A 20,752-nucleotide genomic window follows, 5' to 3' on the forward strand; every position below is an offset into this window, starting at 1 on the left:
GACTATTTTTAATAAAATAAGGGGGAGTATATTATTTCTTCGCTCTGGGATGCGTCTGGTCATAGACTTTGGACAGATGCTGAAAGTCGAGCGAGGTATAGATCTGGGTCGCGGCAATCGAACTATGCCCCAGCATTTCCTGGACCGCCCGCAGATCGCCTGAGGATTGCAACACATGACTGGCAAATGAGTGACGCATGACGTGCGGCGTCACATCGGCCGGAATGCCCAGCGACTGCGCATGCGCCTTGATCCGTAGTTGTACAAGACGTTGCGAGATACGGCTGCCGCGCTCGCTTAAAAATAAGGGATGGGGATCGGCTTTTAGCAATGTCGGACGTACGGCAATCCAGGCGAGCAGTGCATCTATGGCATGGCGGCCGACCGGAACGATGCGCTGTTTATTGCCTTTGCCGGTGACATGCACCTCAGCCTGTTCGAGATCGACCCAGCCCAGGCTGATGTGTGCTTTTTCAATGGACTGGCTGATATCGAGTGCGACCAGTTCTGACACCCGCAATCCGCTTGAGTACAGTAATTCAAACATCGCCCGGTTCGCACATTGGCTCGCGGTGTCAGAGCGGTGTTGCGAGACCAGGCGCACCGCATCATCGGTGCCTAAGGCTTTGGGCAAGCTTTTATTTTTTTTCGGCGGTTTAATGCCATCGACAGGATTCGCTGGCAGAGTGATCTGCTCAGCCAGCCAGCGGTAGTAGCCGCGCCAGCACGAGAGCTTGCGTGCAATCGAGCGCGGATTCACTTCTTGTGCATGTAGCTGTGACGTAAAACGCCGGATCTGGTGATAGCTCAGGCTGGCAAGACTAAACTCACCAGCAAATTTTTTTAATTCGAGTAAATCGAGCCGGTAGTTCTCTACCGTATGTGGCGAGAGTTGCCGCTGAGTGCGCAGGACCTCCAGATAATCGTGAATCTCTGTCCGGGGCGCATCAGCGGTCATGGTGTGTGATGGATTGTGCGGGATTGATATAAATAAAATAGATGCGCGTGAATCGTCAGTCGATCAGGCAGTTCAGCGCAGCGCTGCTGGTGTCCGCGATTTTCACCAGGAAATCGGTTGCCATTTCTTTGGTAAAACGAGCCGCGTCAGGCGAGCCCAATACCAGCAAACCAAACGTAGCGGAGCCGGGTGCCAGGCGTAAAGGCAGCATCGCCAGCGACTGAATACTGTGATCGGATTCGATCCAGCCAGCCGCTTCAAAATCATGATTGCTGCCGCAATATGGCGTCACCAGACCTTTGGCGAACAACTGTACGTCCTCGCTGACAGGCTCGGCAAACCAGGTATGGGAAAAATCGGGGGCGACTTGCCACAGGCGCAGCGTTGCATGCGGAACGGTAAAAATATCCTGTAAGCCCTGGGTCAGGATATGCGGCAGATCGACGTCATTGCGTGCCAGCAGCAACGACCGCGTCCAGCTCTGGAATTTAGTCGTAATTCCATCATTCTCTTGCGCCAGACGCATCAGATCGGACATGCGTAATTCCAGCACTTTATACTTTTCGCGCACGACTTCCATCTGGCGTTCTTGCAGCGAAATCGCTCGCCCCATCAACGGGCTGGTCAGTTTGACGCTGGACAGGAGCTCGGCATGTTCTTCAAAAAAATGCGGATGGCTGGCGAGGTACTCGGCGATATCAGAGGAATTCATTCTTGGTCAATGTCGGTAAATTAGATAATGTCGATTTCGCCGTCAAACACAGTGACAGCCGGACCGCTTAAATATACAGGTTGTCCTTCGCCCTGCCAGGCAATCGACAGCTCGCCGCCTTGCATGCTGACCCGTACAGGGGACTCCAGCAGACCGCGACGGATTCCAGCAACGGCAGCCGCGCAGGCGCCGGTGCCGCAGGCGAGCGTTTCACCTGCGCCGCGTTCGAACACGCGCAGACGGATGTGTTGAGGTGAGACAATCTGCATAAAGCCAGCGTTGACCCGGCGTGGAAAGCGCGGGTGATGTTCAATCACCGGGCCGTCCGTGGCGACCGCAGCGGTGCTGGTGTTGCCGACGACTTGCACGGCGTGCGGATTGCCCATGGAGACGGTGGAGAACAGAATCGTCTGGCCATTGATTTCCAGAGGCCAGAGCGCATCACGTCCCTGTGTTGTAGCGGTCAGTCCTGTGGCGTCAAACGGGACATCGGCAGGCAGCAGAACCGGTGCCCCCATGTTCACGGTGATGCTGCCATCGGCTTCGAGTCGCGGCTCAATCACGCCGGACATGGTTTCGACCCGGATCGCTGTTTTGGCGGTGAGTTTTTTATCGATGACGAAGCGTACAAAAGCGCGTGAACCGTTACCGCATTGTTCAACCTCGCCGCCATCTGCGTTGTAGATGCGATAGCGAAAATCAATGCCCTCACTCGGCGATTGTTCGACCACCAGAATCTGGTCGGCACCCACGCCAAAGCGCCGGTCTGCCAGCAGTTTCCATTGCGCGGGCGTGAACGAAATAGCTTGATTAATGGCGTCGATCACAACGAAATCGTTGCCCGCGCCATGCATTTTGGTGAATTTGAGTTTCATCAGCACATTATAGCGCGCTCAGCCTTGGCTAAGTTGGCCGATTGAAGCTCTCAGTGTCGACGAAATATCTTACAAAATTTTGTATATACCGCAGCCTAATACAAGGTCTTCTGAGATCGGTACGATATACGATGTTTTCGCATCTACTTTTTGTGTTGTGGGGTTCAGAATAGTGTAGTCAACCCAGCCACCTGTAGCAGGTATTGCAAAGGCATCTGCAACCAGTTTGCGACCATCTAATCCGGTTACTTGCATCAGATTGACCTGGAGCTTCGACGCATTGCCAGCAAAAGCGCGATATTGGCCTTGTCGATCAAAGGCAAAGACATACATATCCCGATCCGCAAAGGCATCATCTTTATTTGCGGTAATTGCTGCTAAAGTGTGACGCCCCATGGTTTTATGGAGCGCGAGTGCTTTTTGAACGAGTGCAAGGGCTTCGTCGGCCGTACCTTGTCTGAGTTTGAAAGAGGAAACGGCCTTCGCTAATTCGATAGCGCGTTCTTCGAGCAGGACGGAGGAATTTTTTGCCTGCTCCGCCATTTGACCATTACTTTGTGTAATCTCATCGAGATGGCGGATGGCTTCAGAAATCTGTGCAAGCCCATTGCTCTGTTCTTCAGAGGCAGTCGAAATGGAATTGATATTGCCCGCCAAGTTTCGGATGCCATCAACGATATCGGCCAGCGTTGAATTGACCTCGTTAATTTGAGACACACCTGTTTTGACTCTACCTACCGATTCATCGATCAAAAGTTTAATTTCTTTTGCCGATCCCGCACTACGTTGAGCGAGATTTCTGACTTCAGCCGCAACCACGGCAAAGCCCCGGCCTTGTTCTCCTGCGCGGGCAGCTTCGACGGCCGCATTGAGTGCCAGAATATTCGTTTGAAAGGCAATGGTGTCAATCAGGCTTACGATCTCTTGCACTTTAAGAGCGCTGTTCTGTATTCCGTGCATCGAATCCACAGCGGCATTCATAGTTGCACCGCTAGATTCGGCGATCAATCTGACATTCGAGGCCATATTGTCGACCGCACGGGCATTCTCTGCGTTTTTTCTGACCGTCTCTGCAAGGTCTTCTACACTTGCTGAAGTTTGCTCAAGGCTGGATGCTTGCTGCTCGGTCCTGATTGATAAGTCGCCAATTCCCGTCGCGAGTTGTCCACCTAGCTGGGACACCATGCTGGCATTGGTGCGAACGTTGGCTACGAGCGCAGACAAGTTAAAATTCATATGTTCTAAAATTTTCCCGGTCTCTGCCAATTCATCTTTTCCGTGAATATGGACCTGCGTTGTCAGGTCGCCGGATGCCACCGATTTTGATGATTGGGATACTGCATTGAGTGCACGGATGAAGCCGCGGTAGAAACCAAAAATCAGATAGCCCGTAAAAATAAATGCAACGACAATAATGGAGATGGTCAGATTCCGTTTAAAGTAAAACTGTCTGACCCGTTCTTGCAATAAGCTGTCCAGTCTGTTCAATATCTGGCTTTGTAAGGCCAGCAATTTGTTAATCGCGGTAGTACCATCTTCGAAAAAAACTGCTGCCTCAATACTTGGTTTTTCACCTAACAAATTTTTCCTGGTGCTGGCAATAAATGCCTCTGAGGCGTCAATAGCGGCTTTTTGCGCAGAGGGAATTTCTTCGTTTGCCCGTTTGAGCGCGGCATTAGTTTCCACCACCGCATTTGACGCGACGCCGATCGCATCAATTTTAGAAATTAATGTAGATTTATCACGAAATTCGAGTTCAGATTTTTTTGCAAATCCTGCGCCAAGCCCGCGCAATTGCGCCATATTTTCTATCCAGGAAGGCATTTTCTGAATAGACGCGTCCATCAAAAAATAGGTGCCTGCCTCGGGATCCAGCACCAGGCCGGTTTTTTCCGCCGCCAACAAAAGAAAACGATTTACCTCAGCGACAAGCTGGTGGTGTTGCGTCAGATTCTCTGTGGCTGTTGCCGCAATCTTGCCGTCAGAGAGTTGGATTAGTTTTTCAGACAGCGGTTTCCATGTTGTATCGAGTTCGAGATCCGGCACGCTTTTGATCAATTGATTGATACGATTGATTTGTTCTTTTAGTTTGCCGCGGTTGGTGTTAAGCGCTTGTTCAACTTCTTGTGCCGCAAATTTAAGATTCGTTAGCCCGCGGTGTTTCTGTGTCTCAACCACGAGGTCCATAACCTCTCGGCTCAGTTGCACTCCGTTTGCCTCACTTAATGCGATGTCTAGGTCTTGTTGGTATTTGAGCGTAATGTTGATGCTGAGGAAGAGCATGGGCAACGCAAAAGTTGCAGTCATGGCGATCAATTTGGTGCGCAAACTTAATTTACCCATGATAACCGAGCATGGGTACATCACTTTGCTGACAAGCTCTTGGTAGGTGGCCATGCTGTCCTCTCAAATTATTTCGCGCTATTCCCTGCCGTTTTATTTGGTAGGAGGAGGCGAAGTGTCTCTCAGCCATTCTCGCAGATTTTTGATCCTCCATTGCGCCAAATTGATAAAAATAATTGCGGTTAGGAATGTTTTTGGCGGGCTTGTTTTATCGATCCGACCAGTACACTTTATGTATCTGTCAGTCATACTGTACTGGTCTATTTGTTGTGCACTGTCCATTGAGACTGGCAATACACCGTGCTACTGTGGCAAGCTCGCAAGAGGTATATGATTCACTCACAAGGTGAACCAGGTTGTCAGAGGCGTTACCCCGCCAACACTAAAAAGCACGGAGACCCCATGAATGCACCCATCAAGTCACAGACGTTGATCGATAATGACATCACGCTGGACGACAAATTTACCCTGGAGCGCGGACGCGCTTTCATGACTGGCACACAGGCTCTATTGCGCCTGATGATGCTGCAACGTCAGGCAGATGAAAAAGCCGGATTGAATACGGCAGGTTTTATCTCGGGCTATCGCGGCTCACCACTGGGCAACGTCGATCTGACCGCCGCTAAAGCCAAAAAGCATCTGGAAAAAGCGCATGTCAAATTTCACCCTGGTGTGAACGAAGATTTGGCCGCTACATCGGTATGGGGCACGCAGCAAGTGAATCTTTTCCCGGGTGCTAAATACGACGGTGTATTTGCGATGTGGTACGGCAAAGGCCCTGGTGTAGATCGTTGCGGTGACGTGTTTAAGCATGCGAATCTGGCAGGTACGTCCAAGCATGGTGGTGTACTGGTCATTGCAGGTGATGACCACGCTGCTAAATCCTCGACCGCCGCACATCAGTCTGAACATATTTTGAAAGCGTGCGGCATTCCGGTTCTGTACCCATCGTCGGTACAAGAATATCTGGATTACGGCTTGCATGGTATCGCGTTGTCACGCTACACCGGTCTCTGGGTCTCGATGAAATGCGTGACCGAAGTCGTGGAATCCGGTGCCTCAGTCGATATCGATCCAGAGCGTATCAAGCCGATTATTCCGAGTGATTTCCAGATGCCCGCTGACGGTATCAGCATCCGCACTCCCGATCCTGTGCTCGCCCAAGAAGCACGCATGATTAACTACAAATGGTATGGCGCTTTAGCTTATGCCCGCGCCAACAAGCTCAACCAGATTATCTGGGATAGTCCGCGCGCCAAGGTCGGCATCATCACGGCAGGCAAATCCTATCTCGATACACGTCAGGCTTTGGCAGATCTCGGTATTGATGAACAAACTGCCGCCGACATCGGTATCCGCCTTTATAAAATCGGTATGACCTGGCCGCTTGAATCACAAGGCGTACGTGAATTCGCCAAAGGTCTCGACGAGATTCTGGTGGTCGAAGAGAAGCGTCAGATTCTCGAATACGCACTCAAGGAAGAACTCTACAACTGGCAAGACGATGTGCGTCCGCGCGTGGTTGGCAAGTTTGACGATACTGGCGAATGGAGCGATCTAGATCACGCTGGTCATGGCGACTGGTTGCTGCCAGCGACGTATGAATTAAGCCCGGCGCAGATCGCCCGTGCGATTGCCTCACGCATCACCAAATATTTTTCCGGTCATCCTGTCGAGCAGCGCGTTAAAGAGCGCGTCGCTTATTTAGAGGCAAAAGAAGCCGCGCTGAATATCGCCGCCAAACCTGATCCGAACAAGGACCGCATCCCGCATTTTTGCTCCGGTTGTCCGCATAACACATCGACCAAATTGCCGGAAGGCAGCCGCGCTCTGGCGGGGATCGGTTGCCATTACATGGTGACCTGGATGAACCGCGAATCCACTATTTTCAGTCACATGGGCGGTGAAGGCGTGACCTGGGTCGGTCAGGCACCGTTCACGACGGAGAAGCATGTGTTCAGCAATCTGGGTGACGGTACTTACTTCCATTCCGGTTTGCTGGCGATACGCGCGGCGGTCGCCGGGCATGTCAATATCACCTACAAAATTTTATTCAACGACGCCGTTGCAATGACTGGCGGACAGGAGTTTGACGGCCCGCTTGATCCTGGCATGATTTCACGTCAGATCGCCGCAGAAGGTGTCACACCGATTATCGTAGTGACGGACGAGCCGGAAAAATATCCGGCAGATTACAACTGGGCACCCGGCGTGACCGTACGTCACCGCAGCGAACTCGATGCTGTTCAACGCGAGTTACGTGAAATCGAAGGCGTGTCGGCCATGATTTATGACCAGACCTGTGCATCCGAAAAGCGTCGCCGCCGGAAAAAATTTGACAAGGATGGCAAGCCGGGCTTCCCTGATCCGGCCAAACGCGCTGTGATCAATGAAGCTGTCTGCGAAGGTTGCGGCGATTGTTCCGTGCAATCAAACTGTCTGTCCGTTGAACCATTGGAAACTGAGTTTGGCCGTAAGCGTCAGATTAATCAATCTTCGTGCAACAAGGATTTTTCTTGCGTGAACGGGTTCTGTCCAAGCTTCGTCACTGTCGAAGGCGGTAAGCTGAAAAAACCAGCCAAAGCCAAAGTAGAACAAGGCACCGCACTCGATGTCGCCAGTTTGCCCGCACCGGTTTTACCTGCAACGACAGAGCCTTTGAACGTGCTGGTAACCGGTATCGGCGGCACCGGTGTGATCACCATTGGCCAGATCATGGCGATGGCGGCACATCTGGAAGGCAAAGCGTGCTCCGTATTGGATATCACTGGTCTGGCGCAAAAAGGCGGCGCGGTGATGTCGCATGTGCGTCTTGCGGACAATGCTGGTGACCTGCATTCCACCCGTGTCGGTACCGGCATGGCAGATCTGGTCATCGGTTGCGATGAGGTCGTGACTGCCAGCCGTGATGCGCTGTCCCGGATGGGCGAAGGCCGCACCCGCGCAGTGGTCAACTCGTCTGTTTCTCCGACATCCACCTTCATCAAGAATCCTGACTGGACTTTTCCGGGTGAGAGCGCCGAAGCTGAGATTCGCCATTCCTGTGGCGAAGACCGCGTAGACATGGTCGACGCCACGCGCATGGCGACGGCCCTGATGGGCGATAACATCGCCTCGAATATGTTCATGCTCGGGTTTGCCTGGCAAAAGGGCAGTGTGCCTTTAAGCGAAGCAGCGCTGATGCGTGCGATTGAGCTCAATGGCGTCGCGATTGACTTCAACAAGCAGGCATTCAACTGGGGACGCGTCGCGGCACATGATCTGGCGGCGGTGAAAAAATTGGTTACGCCAGCCCAAGTCATTGAGCTCAAACGCGCTCCGACGATCGACGACACCATTAACAAGCGCATCGCTTTCCTGACGGATTATCAAGATGCCGCTTATGCTTTGCAGTACAGTGAATTTGTCAACAAAGTCAAAGCAGCAGAATCAGCCATTGCTGGTGGCAAGCCATTACGCCTGACTGAAGCCGTTGCGAAATATTTGTTTAAATTGATGGCGTATAAAGATGAATACGAAGTCGCCCGACTGTACACCGATGGCAAATTCCAGCAAAAAATCGCTGGCATGTTTGAAGGCGATTACAAAATCAATTTCCACCTCGCACCACCATTGCTCGCCAAGACCGACAGCCAGGGTCACCTGATCAAACAGCAATTCGGTCCATGGATGATGAAAGCCTTTGGCCTGCTCGCCAAGTTCAAATCCCTGCGTGGCAGTGCGCTCGATGTCTTCGGCTATACCGCAGAACGTAAGATGGAACGCGCTCTGCCGGTCGATTACAAAGCCACAGTCAGTAAATTGCTCACTCAGCTGAACGCCGACAATGTAGCAAAAGCCGTCGCGATTGCGAGTATTCCGGAAGACATCCGTGGTTACGGTCATGTCAAGGAACGCCACTTCGCCGCAGCAAAAGCGAAAGAGGCGCAATTGCTGGCAGAATTCAATGACAGACCGCAAGCGCAAAGGGCGGCATAAGCCAGTCAGCATGGAAACTTTGATAAAGCAGTAAAAAAATGGTCGGCGCTAGCCGGCCATTTCTATTTCTTGTGGTATCAATTTTTACACCAGGTATTGTCACAGGTGTTGACGATGACCTAGTTGTACTTAGGCGTCCAGACTCAGTACCGCTGATGACCAAAGAGCAAAGAGTTGCCCTTACCACGAATTACTTGGTTTTTATTAAATATTGATATACTCCCCCATTATTTTTTTTAAATGCACTTTATTCGCTCTGTTTTAGTAGGCCTCTAAAATATACTGGAGATAAGTATCTTGTACGTGTCAGGTAATTCCTCCGGCCTTTGTGCGTTAGAGTGTCACTTTTTAGGATTGAGTAATTGATGAATTCTCAAACAGATATGCTGCAAAACAAGCCTGTACTACGCTCACCAAGATCGCGTTCAATACGGGTTCTACGCAGGATTATGTGGGTATTGCTAGGTTTTGTTGTACTTATCCTGTTGTTCATTGTTGGGGTCATGTTCATCAATTTGCATGATGAGTCTTTGTCGCCAGAGGTGCGTGCGCTCATGCAAGCACCTGTCTATAAAGTCGCCGACAAAAAAAATGGTTTTTTTATTTTGCGCGCAATCGATGCGGATCCCTCGCTCGACGCATTCAAGTCAGGTCGTGAAATCGTGGCGTCCGACGAACGTCGTTACCTCCAGAATCCCATCACTTTTGATCAGCTTACGAGGGACGAGAGTAAAGAAAAGAAGTTGGAGTCCACCTGGGATCAGCGTCGTTGTATCTCGCCGCTAAACAATTGTATGCAAGCCGATTTGACCAGGCGTGCTGAGTTAGAGAAGCTGCTTGTGGCGAATCAGATTCTGTTGCAACGGTATATGCAAATGCAAGTCATGGAGGGATTTGAGGAGCATGTGATTCCGACACCGGGAAGTCCGATACCGAATATGTCCCCACTGGTACAAGCCGCAGAGATGGTGATGGTGTTGGCAGAATTTGACATTGCGGACGGGAAGTTTGACCGCGGCATACAGCGTTTACAACAAAACGACCGGTATTTACGCAGCCTGATGCGGAATACGTCGACGCTGATATCGCGAATGGTAAGCATCGCGATCATCCGCAAACAAGCAAAGCTAGTCAGTGATCTGGTCGAGTTGAAGCCAGAATTACTCACGCACTACCGGCAGCAGTTGAGTGAATTGGTTCGTCCCTTGAGTCAAGAGGAAAAAAATTTCGTCGGTGTATTTACTAACGAAGCACGTTTCTTCACGTTTTTGCAATATCTGCTGCACCAGAAAAATGACTCACGAGAAGACATTGTCAAAGGATTTTTCTCAAAGAAGCTAGGCAGATTTTTTTATCAGCCTAATGCGACGATGAATCAAATTCTTTTGTTGTGGTCAGAGCGCATCGCCTTATTGCGACAATCTCCTTTGCCTATTGATACGATGCGCCAGCAGGCCGCTGCCCGGAGTAAGGCGATAGAGGAAAACATGACTTTCCCCTACACCCATTATTTTTATAATCCCATAGGGAAAATTCTCGCCTATGTCTCTGAGGATACCTCGGCAACTTATGTAACCTATCTGGAACGAAGTATCGATCTGGACGGTTATTTGAGTCTGGTTAGTTTGCAAATGGAGCTACGTTCGCAGCATATTACAGAGTCGGGAATTTCCGAATATCTTGCTAAAGCCTCACCAGCGCTGCGTAATCCTTATGATGCCAGCCCAATGACCTGGGATGCACAGAAGAGGCAATTGCAATTTACAGGAAGACAAAAAGCCTCTAGCAACCTCAATGGCGGTAAGTTGTATATCGTGCAGCTCAGCGATGCCGCCATCCATTAAAACCGCCCACAACAAAATCAACTATTTATCCAGGAGACCATTTTGTCACCATTCAAAAAAAAACTAGCGGCGATTCCTGAGGGAGCCGGTGCATTATTCTTTATCCAGATTTTTGCGACTTTGGGTTTTGCGGTGCTGTATTCGACGCTGGTGTTGTACTCGACCAAGAAACTTGGTTTTAGTGTGAAGGATGCGACGGCGATCATGGGTGTGTTTGGTGCGTTCAATTATGGCTTGCATTTGTTTGGCGGTTATCTCGGTGGCCGCTTTATCAGTAACCGTAATTTGTTCGTCGGCGGGATGGTCTTGCAGGTGCTTGGTTGTGCGTGTATCTCTGGTGGTAGCTCGGCGCAATTATATTGGGGGCTGGCCTTGTTTCTGACTGGTAGCGGCCTGAATGTGACGTGCATTAATCTGATGCTGACACAAAGATTCAAGCCCGAAGATGACCGGCGCGAGAGTGCGTTTTTGTGGAATTATGCCGGTATGAATCTCGGGTTTTTTATCGGATTCTCTGCCGCTGGTGTGTATCAGTTAAAGCAGGATTATCAGAGTCTGTTTATCTTTGCGACCATCGGCAACTTCATGGCGATCGTATTGGCTGCTTGGAACTGGAAAAGAATTTCTGATCTGAACACGCCGTTATTACAAGCTCCGCCAAAAGAATTTAAACAGCGCCTGGCAGTTGGATTGCTGATCCTGGTTGGCCTGGTGCCTCTGGTGCAGTTTATGTTGCATCATGCTGAGGTCAGCGGTTATCTGGTACTGGCGATCAGCGTTGCGATTGCCATTGTGTTGGGCTATCTGACATATGTGCATAAAGATCTCAGAGAACGTCGCAATATGGCGGCGTATCTGATTCTTGCGCTGGGTTCCCTGGTGTTCTGGACGCTGTATCAGATGGCACCGAGTGGCCTGCAATTATTTGCTGATAACAATGTGGACCGCATTGTCTGGGGTTTTGAAATCGCGCCTCAGTGGATACAGAATATCAATACCTTTGTGATCATGTTTGGCGGCCCGCTGATGGCGATGCTCTTTGATCATTTGCGTAAAAAAGGCTGGAACATTGATATCCCAAGACAGTTTTCTGCCTCTCTGGTCATCATAGGACTGGGCTTTTTGGTGCTGCCGCTCGGTATCTCATTCGCTGCCGAAAATGGTATGGTCGCATTTAAATGGATCTTCATTAGTTTTGTTTTTCAAAGTATCGCTGAGCTCCTGATTTCGCCTATTGGTTACGCAATGATCGGGCGTCTGGCACCGACCCAATATCAGGGTGTGATGATGGGCACCTGGATGCTGGTGACCGGAACTGGATCCATTTTTGCGAGCTATTTTTCCGCGCTGATACCCGAGGCAAAAGAAGGTATGGCCAGCTCGACCAATCCGACCTATCACCATATTTTTTCCATGCTGGGATGGGGCAGTGTCGCGGTCGGTATCGTACTGATTGTCCTGATTCCGGTATTGAGGAAACTGATTACGAACGGGCCTGCTAAGGTGTAAATCTGACATAGGTTTAAGTTCTACCCTGGCGCCCTGACCCCCTTGCGGATCAGGGCGTTTTAATTGCCGTTCCCCTGACACGTCGGCTTTCACAATCGCTATTCTGACGTCGGTAAAACTCATTGAGTTCGCACCAGCCCGTTATGGTTCTCGCAATCAAGATGTCACGACATTTGACAGGTGCATTGCAGCCGAGGATACTGGAAATCAAATATACGATATCAGTAGATATTCTTCAGCGACCTGTTTTATAGCTAGTGTTGCTGCCTTCCTGACCTGATTAGGAGACACTGTCATGAGAAACTGGTTCATCTTGTTATGGTCTGCGGTAGTCGCTGCTTGTCTGCCCGGTTGTGCAACCCAGGTCGCTGTTCAACATGTAACGTCGCAACCGACGCATTTTTTCAATGATGCTTATTTCACGCCACCTGCAGCCGGTATTGATGCGACCAATATCTTTGCCGTCAGTGACGAAATGCGGCAGTACATTAGTTTCAATATTGCGAGTGAAATCAGAGCGAAGGGGGCGCAAAAAGGATTATTCGATGCGCTATATAGCAAGCATCAGCTTAAATTGGAATATGACGCCGAGATGACTCGCAATGCACCGGATACCTTCAAAGTCCGGTCTGGTAATTGCTTGTCATTAGTGATCATGACCGCCGCCTTTGCTAAGGAAATGGGCTTGTCTGTACAGTACCAAAGCGTCGCTATTGATGAGACTTGGAGTCGTCGCGCAAATTTGTATTTTTCTACTGGACATGTGAATCTGGTACTCGGGAAAAGGCGCTTTGATACTAGTAACGCGTATGACTATTACCAGGCGCTGACTATCGACTTTTTACCACCGGAAGAGGTTCGAGGTCAGCATGTTACGCCGATTGATGAGAGTACCATCATCGCGATGTATATGAATAACCGAGCGGCTGAATTACTCAGCACAGGTCATCTGAATGATGCTTACTGGTGGGCACGCGAGGCACTTGTGCAAAGTCCGTCCTACTTGCCTTCTTATAATATGCTCGGCGTGATTTATTGGCGACATCGTAATTTGTTTGAGGCAGAACAGGCTTTCAATTTTGCATTGGAACGTGAGCCGGACAATTTGCTCGCGATGGCAAATCTGGCGCAAGTTTTTATTGCGCAAGGACGTGACGAAGAGGCAAAAGACCTACATGCCAAACTCGAGCGTTTGCAACCCTTTCCACCGTTTTATTATTTTGATCGTGGCATCGCAGCGATGAAAAATAATGACTACGCACAGGCCAGAGACTGGTTTGCCAAAGAGGTTGACCGCGCACCGCATTATCATGAATTTCAGTTCTGGCTGGCGCTAGCCTACTTCCGCCTCGATGACATCCGGCAGGCACGCAAGCATATGGCGATTGCGATGCAGAACAGCACCACGCGTAACGACCAGGCCCTATATGCCGCAAAACTCGATCGTCTGAATGCGCTGGCGCAACGCCAATAAGGCCGTGAGCGCGTATGATGATGGCATCAGACAAGTCAGCCACATTCATACAAATACGACCCGATAAAGATGCAAAGACTATGACGCAACGCCACCTCATCATCCTCGCCGCCATCAATATGTTGATCGCGGTAGCCGCTGGCGCTTTTGGTGCGCACGCTTTAAAAAATATGTTGTCTCCCGAGATGCTGACCATCTGGCACACGGCGGTCAGCTACCAGACCAGCCATGCACTCGGTTTGTTTGGCATCGCTTTGCTCATGCCGCGCGTCTCATCAATCTGGCTGACCCGCTCGGCGATTGCGATGCTGACCGGTATCGTGATTTTTAGCGGCAGTCTTTATTTGTTGGCGGTGAGCGGTGTACGCTGGCTGGGCGCGATCACCCCCATAGGCGGATTAGCTTTTTTACTCGCCTGGGCAATGCTGGCATGGGCTGCATATCGTGACATCAAATCCGACAAAACCTTATTTTGAATCGCGTCAAAAATTGACTATAGAAGGAAACCGATCATGCGCACCATATTCATTCTTTGTATCCTGACTTTGCTCGGTGCCTGCAACAAAAAACCAGATCCCAAAGTTTCTTCAGAACCACCAGCATTCAACATCGCAGAGCCGCAACGCGAGCAACTACAAAAATCTAAAGAGGTAGAACAAACCTTGCAAAAAGCCGCAGACACGCAACGTCAGGTTATTGACGGGCAGACTGCTAGTCAGGTTGAGAAATGAATATGTTGAAACCCGAATCAGCTTGGGGAAACTGCACGTAGATACCATAAGGTAACCTAATTTTACCTACGTGCTCGGGAGTGCTCGCCATTCCTGCGGTGTATGGGGGTAGGTCCTCCAGCGCCAAGACGATGCTATACCGATGTCATAGCCAGATACTAGTGTAACGACGATTACATCCTGATTGCTTGCCTCAACACAGTTTTTTAGCGCTGTCTGCGCAATTTGTAGTGCGAGTGCCTCGGGATTCGGGGTTGATGCGTCGACGAAAGCATTAATAAGTAGCCGGTTTGTTGTTCCTTTGCTTGATGGGAACGAATTGAGGTTGATGTTCACGCCGTCAACCCCCGGGAGTTTCACTATAGCCTGCTGTGTAAGAGCAAGGGAGGCCAATGACTCGCTTTGCAAGAAATGCTTTGATAAAACAATTCCCCCAATGCAGATAGCGATAATTGTTACGCCAGCTATAGCGGCGTGGCCGCGCCAAATTGACTCTGTCGAAAAATTGACCTTACCTGGGCCTGCTTTAACAACAAAAGCGCCGACGGCTAGGTCGTGGATGGATTGTCGCGTTCGGCGATTAAAAATTAGCATATAGAAGATACTAAAGGCCAGTCCAAATACCAGGACAGCAATTCCTATAGAGCCCCATTCGTTGCCAATTCCAAGATTAACATTTACGCCATTCAAGAAATAGGCTATGCCAAAAATGGTTGTACGAATGACCGTGGCTCGAACGCCGAGCATGTCACCCGTTCGTGATACAACTCTCAGGCCAAATACTTTCATCCCCAATGATTGACCACCACCCAGGCTGCTTTGCGATACGCCGAGCAATATAAGTGTGATGATAAATCCAATGACTCTGCCCCACGCACCAAGCGCTGCAAATTGCGTTTGAAGAACGGTACCCGCAGCCATTCCAATGATTCCGAGAATAATGAAATCAATAAGGAATGCCCCAAATCTCCGCCACAGATCGGCAATAGTTGCAATGGACGGTGCATTCACCACAACGGAATTAAGCTCGGCACGTGTAGGAGGAAATACTCTGGCTGAGAGAATCTCCTCGATCTCCTTCACTCTGTCTGGAAAACGTACAGTATCAATGCGTGTTAATACTTGCCGAAGTTGTGCTTCCGTGTATTTACTGAAATCTGGTTTATTCATTCAATATTTTCGTTAGAAATGTGGCTAATGCCATAGCTGCGGGAGTGGTCGTGCGATTGCCATGTTGCATTATTTGCAATTCCACAGTATACGAGAAAGGCTTCTAGTTTGTCTATTACGCAGTTAAAGACGCATCGCTTTTTAAAAAAGTGATGAATAGTTGCATATGTTTGCTGATGTATTCACACACTACTTCTCACTCACCTTCACCACAGTCACCGTGCAATGCGCCTCCGCGACTACCTGCGACGAGACGCTTCCTAAAAATCTGCGTAATGCTGAGCTGCCTCTTGATCCTATGATGATGTGATCGACGTCGTTGTTGTTTGCATAGTCGATGATGGCGGCGGCGGGATCGTGTGCTTCGAGGACGTGAAAGGTAATTTTGTCGGGGCTGATGTTGAGTGGTCTGGCCCAGTGCTTGAGGTCGACCAGTTGTTTGACGTGGATGTTCTGGCCTTGTTGAATGATGCTGTCGTCCATGCCGATGCGATTGGTTTTGCGGACGGTAACGCAGGCGAGGCGGGCGCCTTGTTTGGTTTGTAGCATGCGTAGTGTGATGTTGCGCAGGTTGTCGCTCAGTGAAGCGGATGCATTGGGATTGCTCAGGTCGAGGGCGACGACAATGATGGGGGCTTGTGAGAGCTGGTCGGAGACGCTGTGCTGCAACAACGGTTCTGCGCCAGCGGCCTGAAAGCGGCGTTTGAGTACGGATAAATAGCCGTCCTGATTGCTCTTGTCGGCACGTTCAGTGAGGGTGAGCTGATCTGGATGCTGGAGTAAAAAAGCGAGCTGGGCTGCGGTGTCAAAACGCGCAGCGGGATTGACTTCGAGGCAGCGCAGGATAATTTCTTGCAGCCAGTTTGGGATGAGCGGGTTGTGGCTGCGTGGCGGAACCGGATCGCGATACATACGTTTTTTGAGACCGGCGACAGAGGTCGGGTGACCGTAAGGCCGCTCTCCGGTGGCGAGGTGATAGAGCAGCACGCCGAGGGCGAACAAATCACTGCGCGGCTCGTTGCGGACACCTAACACTTGTTCAGGCGATATGTAGGGGCCGGTACCTAGCGGCAGGCGAAATTCTTCATCTAGCAGATCCGGCAATTTGTCATGCCGTGACAGGCCATAGTCGATCAGCACTGCCGTGCCATCGGCGCGGAACATGATATTGCTGGGTTTGATATCCAGATGAATCACATGCTGGCGGTGCAGGTCTTGTAAGGCGTGTGCGATTTTGATGCCGGTGGTGACGACTTCTTCCACCGGTAGCGGCGATTCTTCGAAGCGGCTGCGCAACGAAGTACCGGCGATATGCTCCATCACGATATACGGCTGGGTATCAAAATCGCCGGAGCCGTAGTAGCGCGGCACGTGTTTGCCCTTGAGTTTGGGCATGATCATTTGCTCGACTTCAAACGCGACGATCGCAGTCGGATCATCGGTAGAAAATAGCAGCGGTACTTTCATGATCAACGGCGGACTGCTGATGTTGCCTTCATCAATATCACTACTTTCGGACCGATGGCGTTTTTGCAGATCGGTGATGCGCCACAATGCGGCCATGCCGCCCGTGTGCAGCTTTTCCTCTAGCCGGTAGCCATTTACGTCCATGCCTGGTTTGAGGCTCTGGTGGGGCGTGTTAGGTGTTGAATCATTCTGATTGTATTGCTTGGATGACGCGGTACCGGACGCGCCGGTTGGGCTCAAATCACTCAATTTAGTCCCCTGTCATCAGGCGCTGGGCGAGGCTGACCGGGAGACCCGCCGCGATAATTTTTTTGGCGGCGGTTTCGTTATCGTAAGGTACGCGGAAGTAGGTCAGTTCCTGAGTATTGGTATCAAAGGTGGCGTAGCATGCGGCCGGATTGCCATCGCGCGGTTGTCCGACCGAACCGGGAATGACCAGCCAGCGTCGTTGCTTGCTCAGCGGGATGCTATGTTCCGGCGTTGGCAGAAATTCGCCGGTCTTGCCCGTCATCGTCATGTGGTACAGGGTTGGCATGTGGACGTGACCGCAAAAAGTCACCTGCGCTTTTGTTGCGTGCATGCTGCGCATGGCTTCCATCACGCCATCAACATATTCCCATTCGTCAGGTGCCCAGGCATTAGCATGAACCAGCAGAAGGTCTTGCAGGTCGATGCGATAAGGCAGATTGCGGATGAAGGCAATCTGCGCGTTGCTGAGTTGCGAGCGTGTCCATTCGACGACTTGCCGTGCTATCGGGTTCATGCCCTGACGATCGTCTTGTAATATCGCGATATCGTGATTGCCCATCAGCGCATAAGCACCGCGCTGGACGTAGGCCATGACCGTGGACATTACCCATTCGGGGTCGGCGCCATAGCCAATCAGATCCCCCAGGAACGCGTACTGACCGGCCTTTTGTTGTTCTGCATGGGCGATGCACGCCTCGACCGCTTCGCGGTTTGCATGCAGGTCGGTCAGGATGGCTAGCAACATGGTGATCAGTCTGTCGGTGATGGAATAACTAGATACTACGGGGCATAGCTAACGCCATGCTTACGCTAAGGTCGAAAATAGACTTAAAAAATCACATCGAAAATAAATTTGCCAATCGCCAAATCAGGCAAACCTGACCATATTTACCGCCTGAACGGCCTACGCTGCTTTGCCAGCGACATACTCGCTATAACCATTCGCCCGCAAAGCACACGCTGGGCATGTGCCGCAACCATGTCCCCAGGGATGCAGCTCGCCACGCTGACCGAGATAGCAAGTGTGCGTGTCGGCACGGATCAGATCGACCAGATTAGCACCACCGAGTTGTTCTGCGAGTTGCCAGGTCTGGGCTTTATTGATCCACATCAGAGGTGTTTCGAGTTTCAGGCGGGTTGCCATGCCAAGGTTGAGGGCGACTTGCAGTGCTTTCATGGTGTCGTCACGGCAATCCGGATAGCCGGAAAAATCCGTTTCGCACATGCCGCCGACCAGTACATTTGCGCCGCGACGGTAGGCCAGCGTTGCCGCTACCATCATGAACATCAGATTGCGGCCGGGAACAAAAGTATTCGGCAAACCGTTTTCCTGCATGACGATTTCGATGTCTTCCGTCATCGCCGTATGGGAGAGTTGCGAAATCAGCGAGAGATCGATCATGTGATCTTCGCCAAGTTTGTTATCCCAGTCGGCAGAGAAGCTGCGGATTTTTTTGAGCAAGACTGGGCGCTGTTCCAGCTCAATCGCGTGACGCTGGCCGTAATCGAAGCCGATGGTTTCGACCCGCTGGTAGCGCGACAACGCCCAGGCAAGGCAGGTAGTGGAATCCTGGCCGCCGCTGAACAGGACGAGGGCGCTTTCGTTTGAAATAGTCATATTTTCGATACTGGTTAGGGGTATATCTATTTTTTGTTTAATTCCGCAATGATTACGTGCGGAATCGGCTTTGTAAAGCAGATACTCCCCCATTTTTAATAAATTGCAGAATGGAACATCGATTTGCAATGAGCTTTACCGCATTTTAGCAATATCGCCCCCCAAATGTCGGCGTGGAACTTGATTTTAATGATCTGGAGATTTCTGCAAACATTGAGTATGCAAAAATGGGCACGCCGTAGTGGGAACTTCTAAAAACCCTTTAATCGATATTTGATGGAGCTGCTTACTCTGGCTTTTCTCTGTGTTGCGGTGTTGCTGTGTCTCCGTGCCGCGGTGTTGAGATGTTTTGAATTTTACGTAAACCCCGTCATTAAGCTTTGTAAGGGAATGAAACACTTTGACCATGAATAAGGCATGATGGTAAGGTTTTGACGTTTTGCTCTTTGTCTATTTTTTGCTTCTGGTTTCTTCATGAGTGTCACCAAAAAATTCCTGTCGTCCTCCATCTTGTCAGTCATTGATCAGGGCATGCTGAGCGCGCTGAACTTTGCGATTGGCATGTTGTTGATACGGCTCGTGACCAAGGAAGATTACGGCTTGTACGGTCAGTTGTATGCGGGTGGTTTGCTGGCGGGGCTGGTGGTGGATTCCTGGATCGCCGGGCCGCTAACTACGGTTGCCAGCGCTGTCCATGATGCAACCCGCAAAGCCTTGTTACGCCACTATTGGATACGCCAGATCTGGAGCACGCTGCTAATGGGTGGGCTGGCGTTTGCGATTGTTGAGTTCGTGCCGGCGGCAACCCACAACAGCCATAAAGGAAATTTGCTGGCGCTGGCGTTCGGCGCGTATGTGATCGGTAACGGCTTGCGAGAATACGGCCGCACGGTGGGCTTTATTCAATCTGATATCGTCGCGGTGCTACGTCAGGATTTGCTGTATGTCGGCCTGGTCGTCATTAGCCTGGCAGGATTGTTTGCTGGTGATTACCTCGGTCTTGAGAATATTTTTCTGAGTCTGGCTGGCGCTTCTATCCTGTGTTCGGCGATCGGTGCTGGACGTCTGAAGGCGAGTACGCATACGCCTCTGGCTGAGGAACATGAGGCGCAGGATGAAATGCAGAAGGCGATTGCCGAACATCAGGATACGATCAGCGGTCACGGGCGCTGGGCAATACTTGGTGTGCTGGTTGGCTGGCTATCGAATTACAGTTATGTCTATCTTTCGGGTGCCTGGCTCGGTGTGGCAGCAATTGCCGACCTGAACGCTTCCCGCTTATTGCTGATGCCTATCCCGTTGGCGGTCGCGGCTTGGTCACGTATTGCACGTCCCGAGGCCAGCCGTCTGATGGCTGACCAAAACTGGGCTGGTTTACGCAAGCTCACCCTGTTTTCTATCGCGGGTATTGAGCTGGTGGTCCTGGCATATGTCGTGGTGTTATTGCTGATGTTGCCTTGGCTGGAAACGCATGTGATCGGTAGCAAATACAGTGGCCTTGATCCTCTGGTGACGCTGTGGGGCGGTTATTTTGCGATCAACGCGGCGCGCTGGGTGGGCACCTCATGGCTGAGCAGCGGCGGGGCGTTTCGTTCTTTATTTTTCCTCGGTAGCGTGACTCTGGCGCTGGTACTGGCAATCACCTCATGGGCCATTCCGCACTGGGGATCTGCCGGTGCGATTATTGCGCTGATGGTGGTCGAGGTGTTTGAACTCTTCGTGGTCTGGAAATTTATCCTGCCGGGTTTGCAGAAAAAAGGTCTGAACGGTATCTGACAGTTGTTCCGGTGCCTGCGGATGCTTCACTCTGATGTGTAGCGTGAC

Annotated in this window: 15 protein-coding genes; 7 read left to right on the forward strand and 8 right to left on the reverse strand. The window is 50.9% G+C overall.

The features are described 5' to 3' along the window. Window positions 1-31: 31 nt before the first annotated feature. From xerC to ACO0LE_RS02705, 4 genes are all read right to left on the reverse strand, one after another. A complete protein-coding gene (gene xerC, locus ACO0LE_RS02690; protein ID WP_422958869.1) occupies window positions 32-958 on the reverse strand; it encodes a tyrosine recombinase XerC in 927 nt (308 codons plus the stop codon). A 55-nt stretch (window positions 959-1,013) separates the two neighbouring features. Further along, on the reverse strand, window positions 1,014-1,670 hold the full coding sequence (locus tag ACO0LE_RS02695) for a DUF484 family protein (RefSeq protein WP_422958870.1): 657 nt from the start codon (window positions 1,668-1,670) through the stop codon (window positions 1,014-1,016). Window positions 1,671-1,690: 20 nt separating this feature from the next. Then, complete coding sequence (gene dapF / locus ACO0LE_RS02700; RefSeq protein ID WP_422958871.1) at window positions 1,691-2,545, reverse strand: diaminopimelate epimerase; 855 nt, start codon at window positions 2,543-2,545, stop codon at window positions 1,691-1,693. Window positions 2,546-2,614: 69 nt separating this feature from the next. Beyond that, on the reverse strand, window positions 2,615-4,942 hold the full coding sequence (locus tag ACO0LE_RS02705; RefSeq protein ID WP_422958872.1) for a methyl-accepting chemotaxis protein: 2,328 nt from the start codon (window positions 4,940-4,942) through the stop codon (window positions 2,615-2,617). 348 nt (window positions 4,943-5,290) lie between these two features. Here ACO0LE_RS02705 and ACO0LE_RS02710 point away from each other — a divergent pair, with 348 nt between their 5' ends. The 6 genes from ACO0LE_RS02710 (at window position 5,291) to ACO0LE_RS02735 (ending at window position 14,424) form a co-directional block, all read left to right on the forward strand. Further along, window positions 5,291-8,866 carry an indolepyruvate ferredoxin oxidoreductase family protein gene (locus tag ACO0LE_RS02710; protein ID WP_422958873.1) on the forward strand — a complete coding sequence of 1,192 codons (3,576 nt, stop codon included), beginning with the start codon at window positions 5,291-5,293 and terminating at the stop codon, window positions 8,864-8,866. Window positions 8,867-9,231: 365 nt separating this feature from the next. Beyond that, the gene (locus ACO0LE_RS02715; RefSeq protein ID WP_422958874.1) at window positions 9,232-10,710 is read left to right on the forward strand and encodes a hypothetical protein; all 1,479 of its coding nucleotides are present in this window, start codon (window positions 9,232-9,234) and stop codon (window positions 10,708-10,710) included. A gap of 42 nt (window positions 10,711-10,752) precedes the next feature. Beyond that, complete coding sequence (locus ACO0LE_RS02720; protein ID WP_422958875.1) at window positions 10,753-12,219, forward strand: peptide MFS transporter; 1,467 nt, start codon at window positions 10,753-10,755, stop codon at window positions 12,217-12,219. Window positions 12,220-12,514: 295 nt separating this feature from the next. Further along, window positions 12,515-13,693: a tetratricopeptide repeat protein gene (locus ACO0LE_RS02725; protein WP_422958876.1), complete on the forward strand. Its 1,179-nt coding sequence runs from the start codon at window positions 12,515-12,517 to the stop codon at window positions 13,691-13,693. An 80-nt stretch (window positions 13,694-13,773) separates the two neighbouring features. Continuing rightward, window positions 13,774-14,169: a DUF423 domain-containing protein gene (locus ACO0LE_RS02730; RefSeq protein ID WP_422958877.1), complete on the forward strand. Its 396-nt coding sequence runs from the start codon at window positions 13,774-13,776 to the stop codon at window positions 14,167-14,169. Between the two features lie 36 nt (window positions 14,170-14,205). After that, the gene (locus tag ACO0LE_RS02735) at window positions 14,206-14,424 is read left to right on the forward strand and encodes a hypothetical protein (protein ID WP_422958878.1); all 219 of its coding nucleotides are present in this window, start codon (window positions 14,206-14,208) and stop codon (window positions 14,422-14,424) included. 66 nt (window positions 14,425-14,490) lie between these two features. Here ACO0LE_RS02735 and ACO0LE_RS02740 read toward each other — a convergent pair whose 3' ends face one another. From ACO0LE_RS02740 to queC, 4 genes are all read right to left on the reverse strand, one after another. After that, window positions 14,491-15,594 carry an RDD family protein gene (locus ACO0LE_RS02740; RefSeq protein WP_422958879.1) on the reverse strand — a complete coding sequence of 368 codons (1,104 nt, stop codon included), beginning with the start codon at window positions 15,592-15,594 and terminating at the stop codon, window positions 14,491-14,493. Between the two features lie 189 nt (window positions 15,595-15,783). Next, a complete protein-coding gene (locus ACO0LE_RS02745) occupies window positions 15,784-17,310 on the reverse strand; it encodes a protein kinase domain-containing protein (RefSeq protein ID WP_422958880.1) in 1,527 nt (508 codons plus the stop codon). 1 nt (window position 17,311) lies between these two features. After that, window positions 17,312-18,055, reverse strand: a complete 744-nt coding sequence (locus tag ACO0LE_RS02750) for a metallophosphoesterase family protein (RefSeq protein ID WP_422958881.1) — start codon at window positions 18,053-18,055, stop codon at window positions 17,312-17,314. Window positions 18,056-18,214: 159 nt separating this feature from the next. Next, window positions 18,215-18,928 carry a 7-cyano-7-deazaguanine synthase QueC gene (gene queC / locus ACO0LE_RS02755; protein WP_422958882.1) on the reverse strand — a complete coding sequence of 238 codons (714 nt, stop codon included), beginning with the start codon at window positions 18,926-18,928 and terminating at the stop codon, window positions 18,215-18,217. A 474-nt stretch (window positions 18,929-19,402) separates the two neighbouring features. Between queC and ACO0LE_RS02760 the strand changes: the two genes are divergently transcribed. After that, window positions 19,403-20,704, forward strand: coding sequence for a lipopolysaccharide biosynthesis protein (locus ACO0LE_RS02760; RefSeq protein ID WP_422958883.1), 1,302 nt, complete (start codon window positions 19,403-19,405; stop codon window positions 20,702-20,704). Window positions 20,705-20,752: the final 48 nt, after the last annotated feature.

Source organism: Undibacterium sp. Xuan67W, from assembly GCF_049340165.1.
In the GTDB taxonomy this organism is placed as follows: Bacteria; Pseudomonadota; Gammaproteobacteria; order Burkholderiales; family Burkholderiaceae_D; genus Undibacterium.

What these genes read in the sequence shown, in the direction of transcription:
- ACO0LE_RS02710 (WP_422958873.1), top strand. Translation starts at nt 5,291, where the DNA reads ATGAATGCACCCATCAAGTCACAGACGTTGATCGATAATGACATCACG.
- ACO0LE_RS02725 (WP_422958876.1), top strand. Translation starts at nt 12,515, where the DNA reads ATGAGAAACTGGTTCATCTTGTTATGGTCTGCGGTAGTCGCTGCTTGT.
- ACO0LE_RS02760 (WP_422958883.1), top strand. Translation starts at nt 19,403, where the DNA reads ATGAGTGTCACCAAAAAATTCCTGTCGTCCTCCATCTTGTCAGTCATT.
- ACO0LE_RS02695 (WP_422958870.1), bottom strand. Translation starts at nt 1,670, where the DNA reads ATGAATTCCTCTGATATCGCCGAGTACCTCGCCAGCCATCCGCATTTT.
- ACO0LE_RS02735 (WP_422958878.1), top strand. Translation starts at nt 14,206, where the DNA reads ATGCGCACCATATTCATTCTTTGTATCCTGACTTTGCTCGGTGCCTGC.
- xerC (WP_422958869.1), bottom strand. Translation starts at nt 958, where the DNA reads ATGACCGCTGATGCGCCCCGGACAGAGATTCACGATTATCTGGAGGTC.
- ACO0LE_RS02750 (WP_422958881.1), bottom strand. Translation starts at nt 18,055, where the DNA reads ATGTTGCTAGCCATCCTGACCGACCTGCATGCAAACCGCGAAGCGGTC.
- ACO0LE_RS02715 (WP_422958874.1), top strand. Translation starts at nt 9,232, where the DNA reads ATGAATTCTCAAACAGATATGCTGCAAAACAAGCCTGTACTACGCTCA.
- dapF (WP_422958871.1), bottom strand. Translation starts at nt 2,545, where the DNA reads ATGAAACTCAAATTCACCAAAATGCATGGCGCGGGCAACGATTTCGTT.
- ACO0LE_RS02730 (WP_422958877.1), top strand. Translation starts at nt 13,774, where the DNA reads ATGACGCAACGCCACCTCATCATCCTCGCCGCCATCAATATGTTGATC.
- ACO0LE_RS02705 (WP_422958872.1), bottom strand. Translation starts at nt 4,942, where the DNA reads ATGGCCACCTACCAAGAGCTTGTCAGCAAAGTGATGTACCCATGCTCG.
- queC (WP_422958882.1), bottom strand. Translation starts at nt 18,928, where the DNA reads ATGACTATTTCAAACGAAAGCGCCCTCGTCCTGTTCAGCGGCGGCCAG.
- ACO0LE_RS02740 (WP_422958879.1), bottom strand. Translation starts at nt 15,594, where the DNA reads ATGAATAAACCAGATTTCAGTAAATACACGGAAGCACAACTTCGGCAA.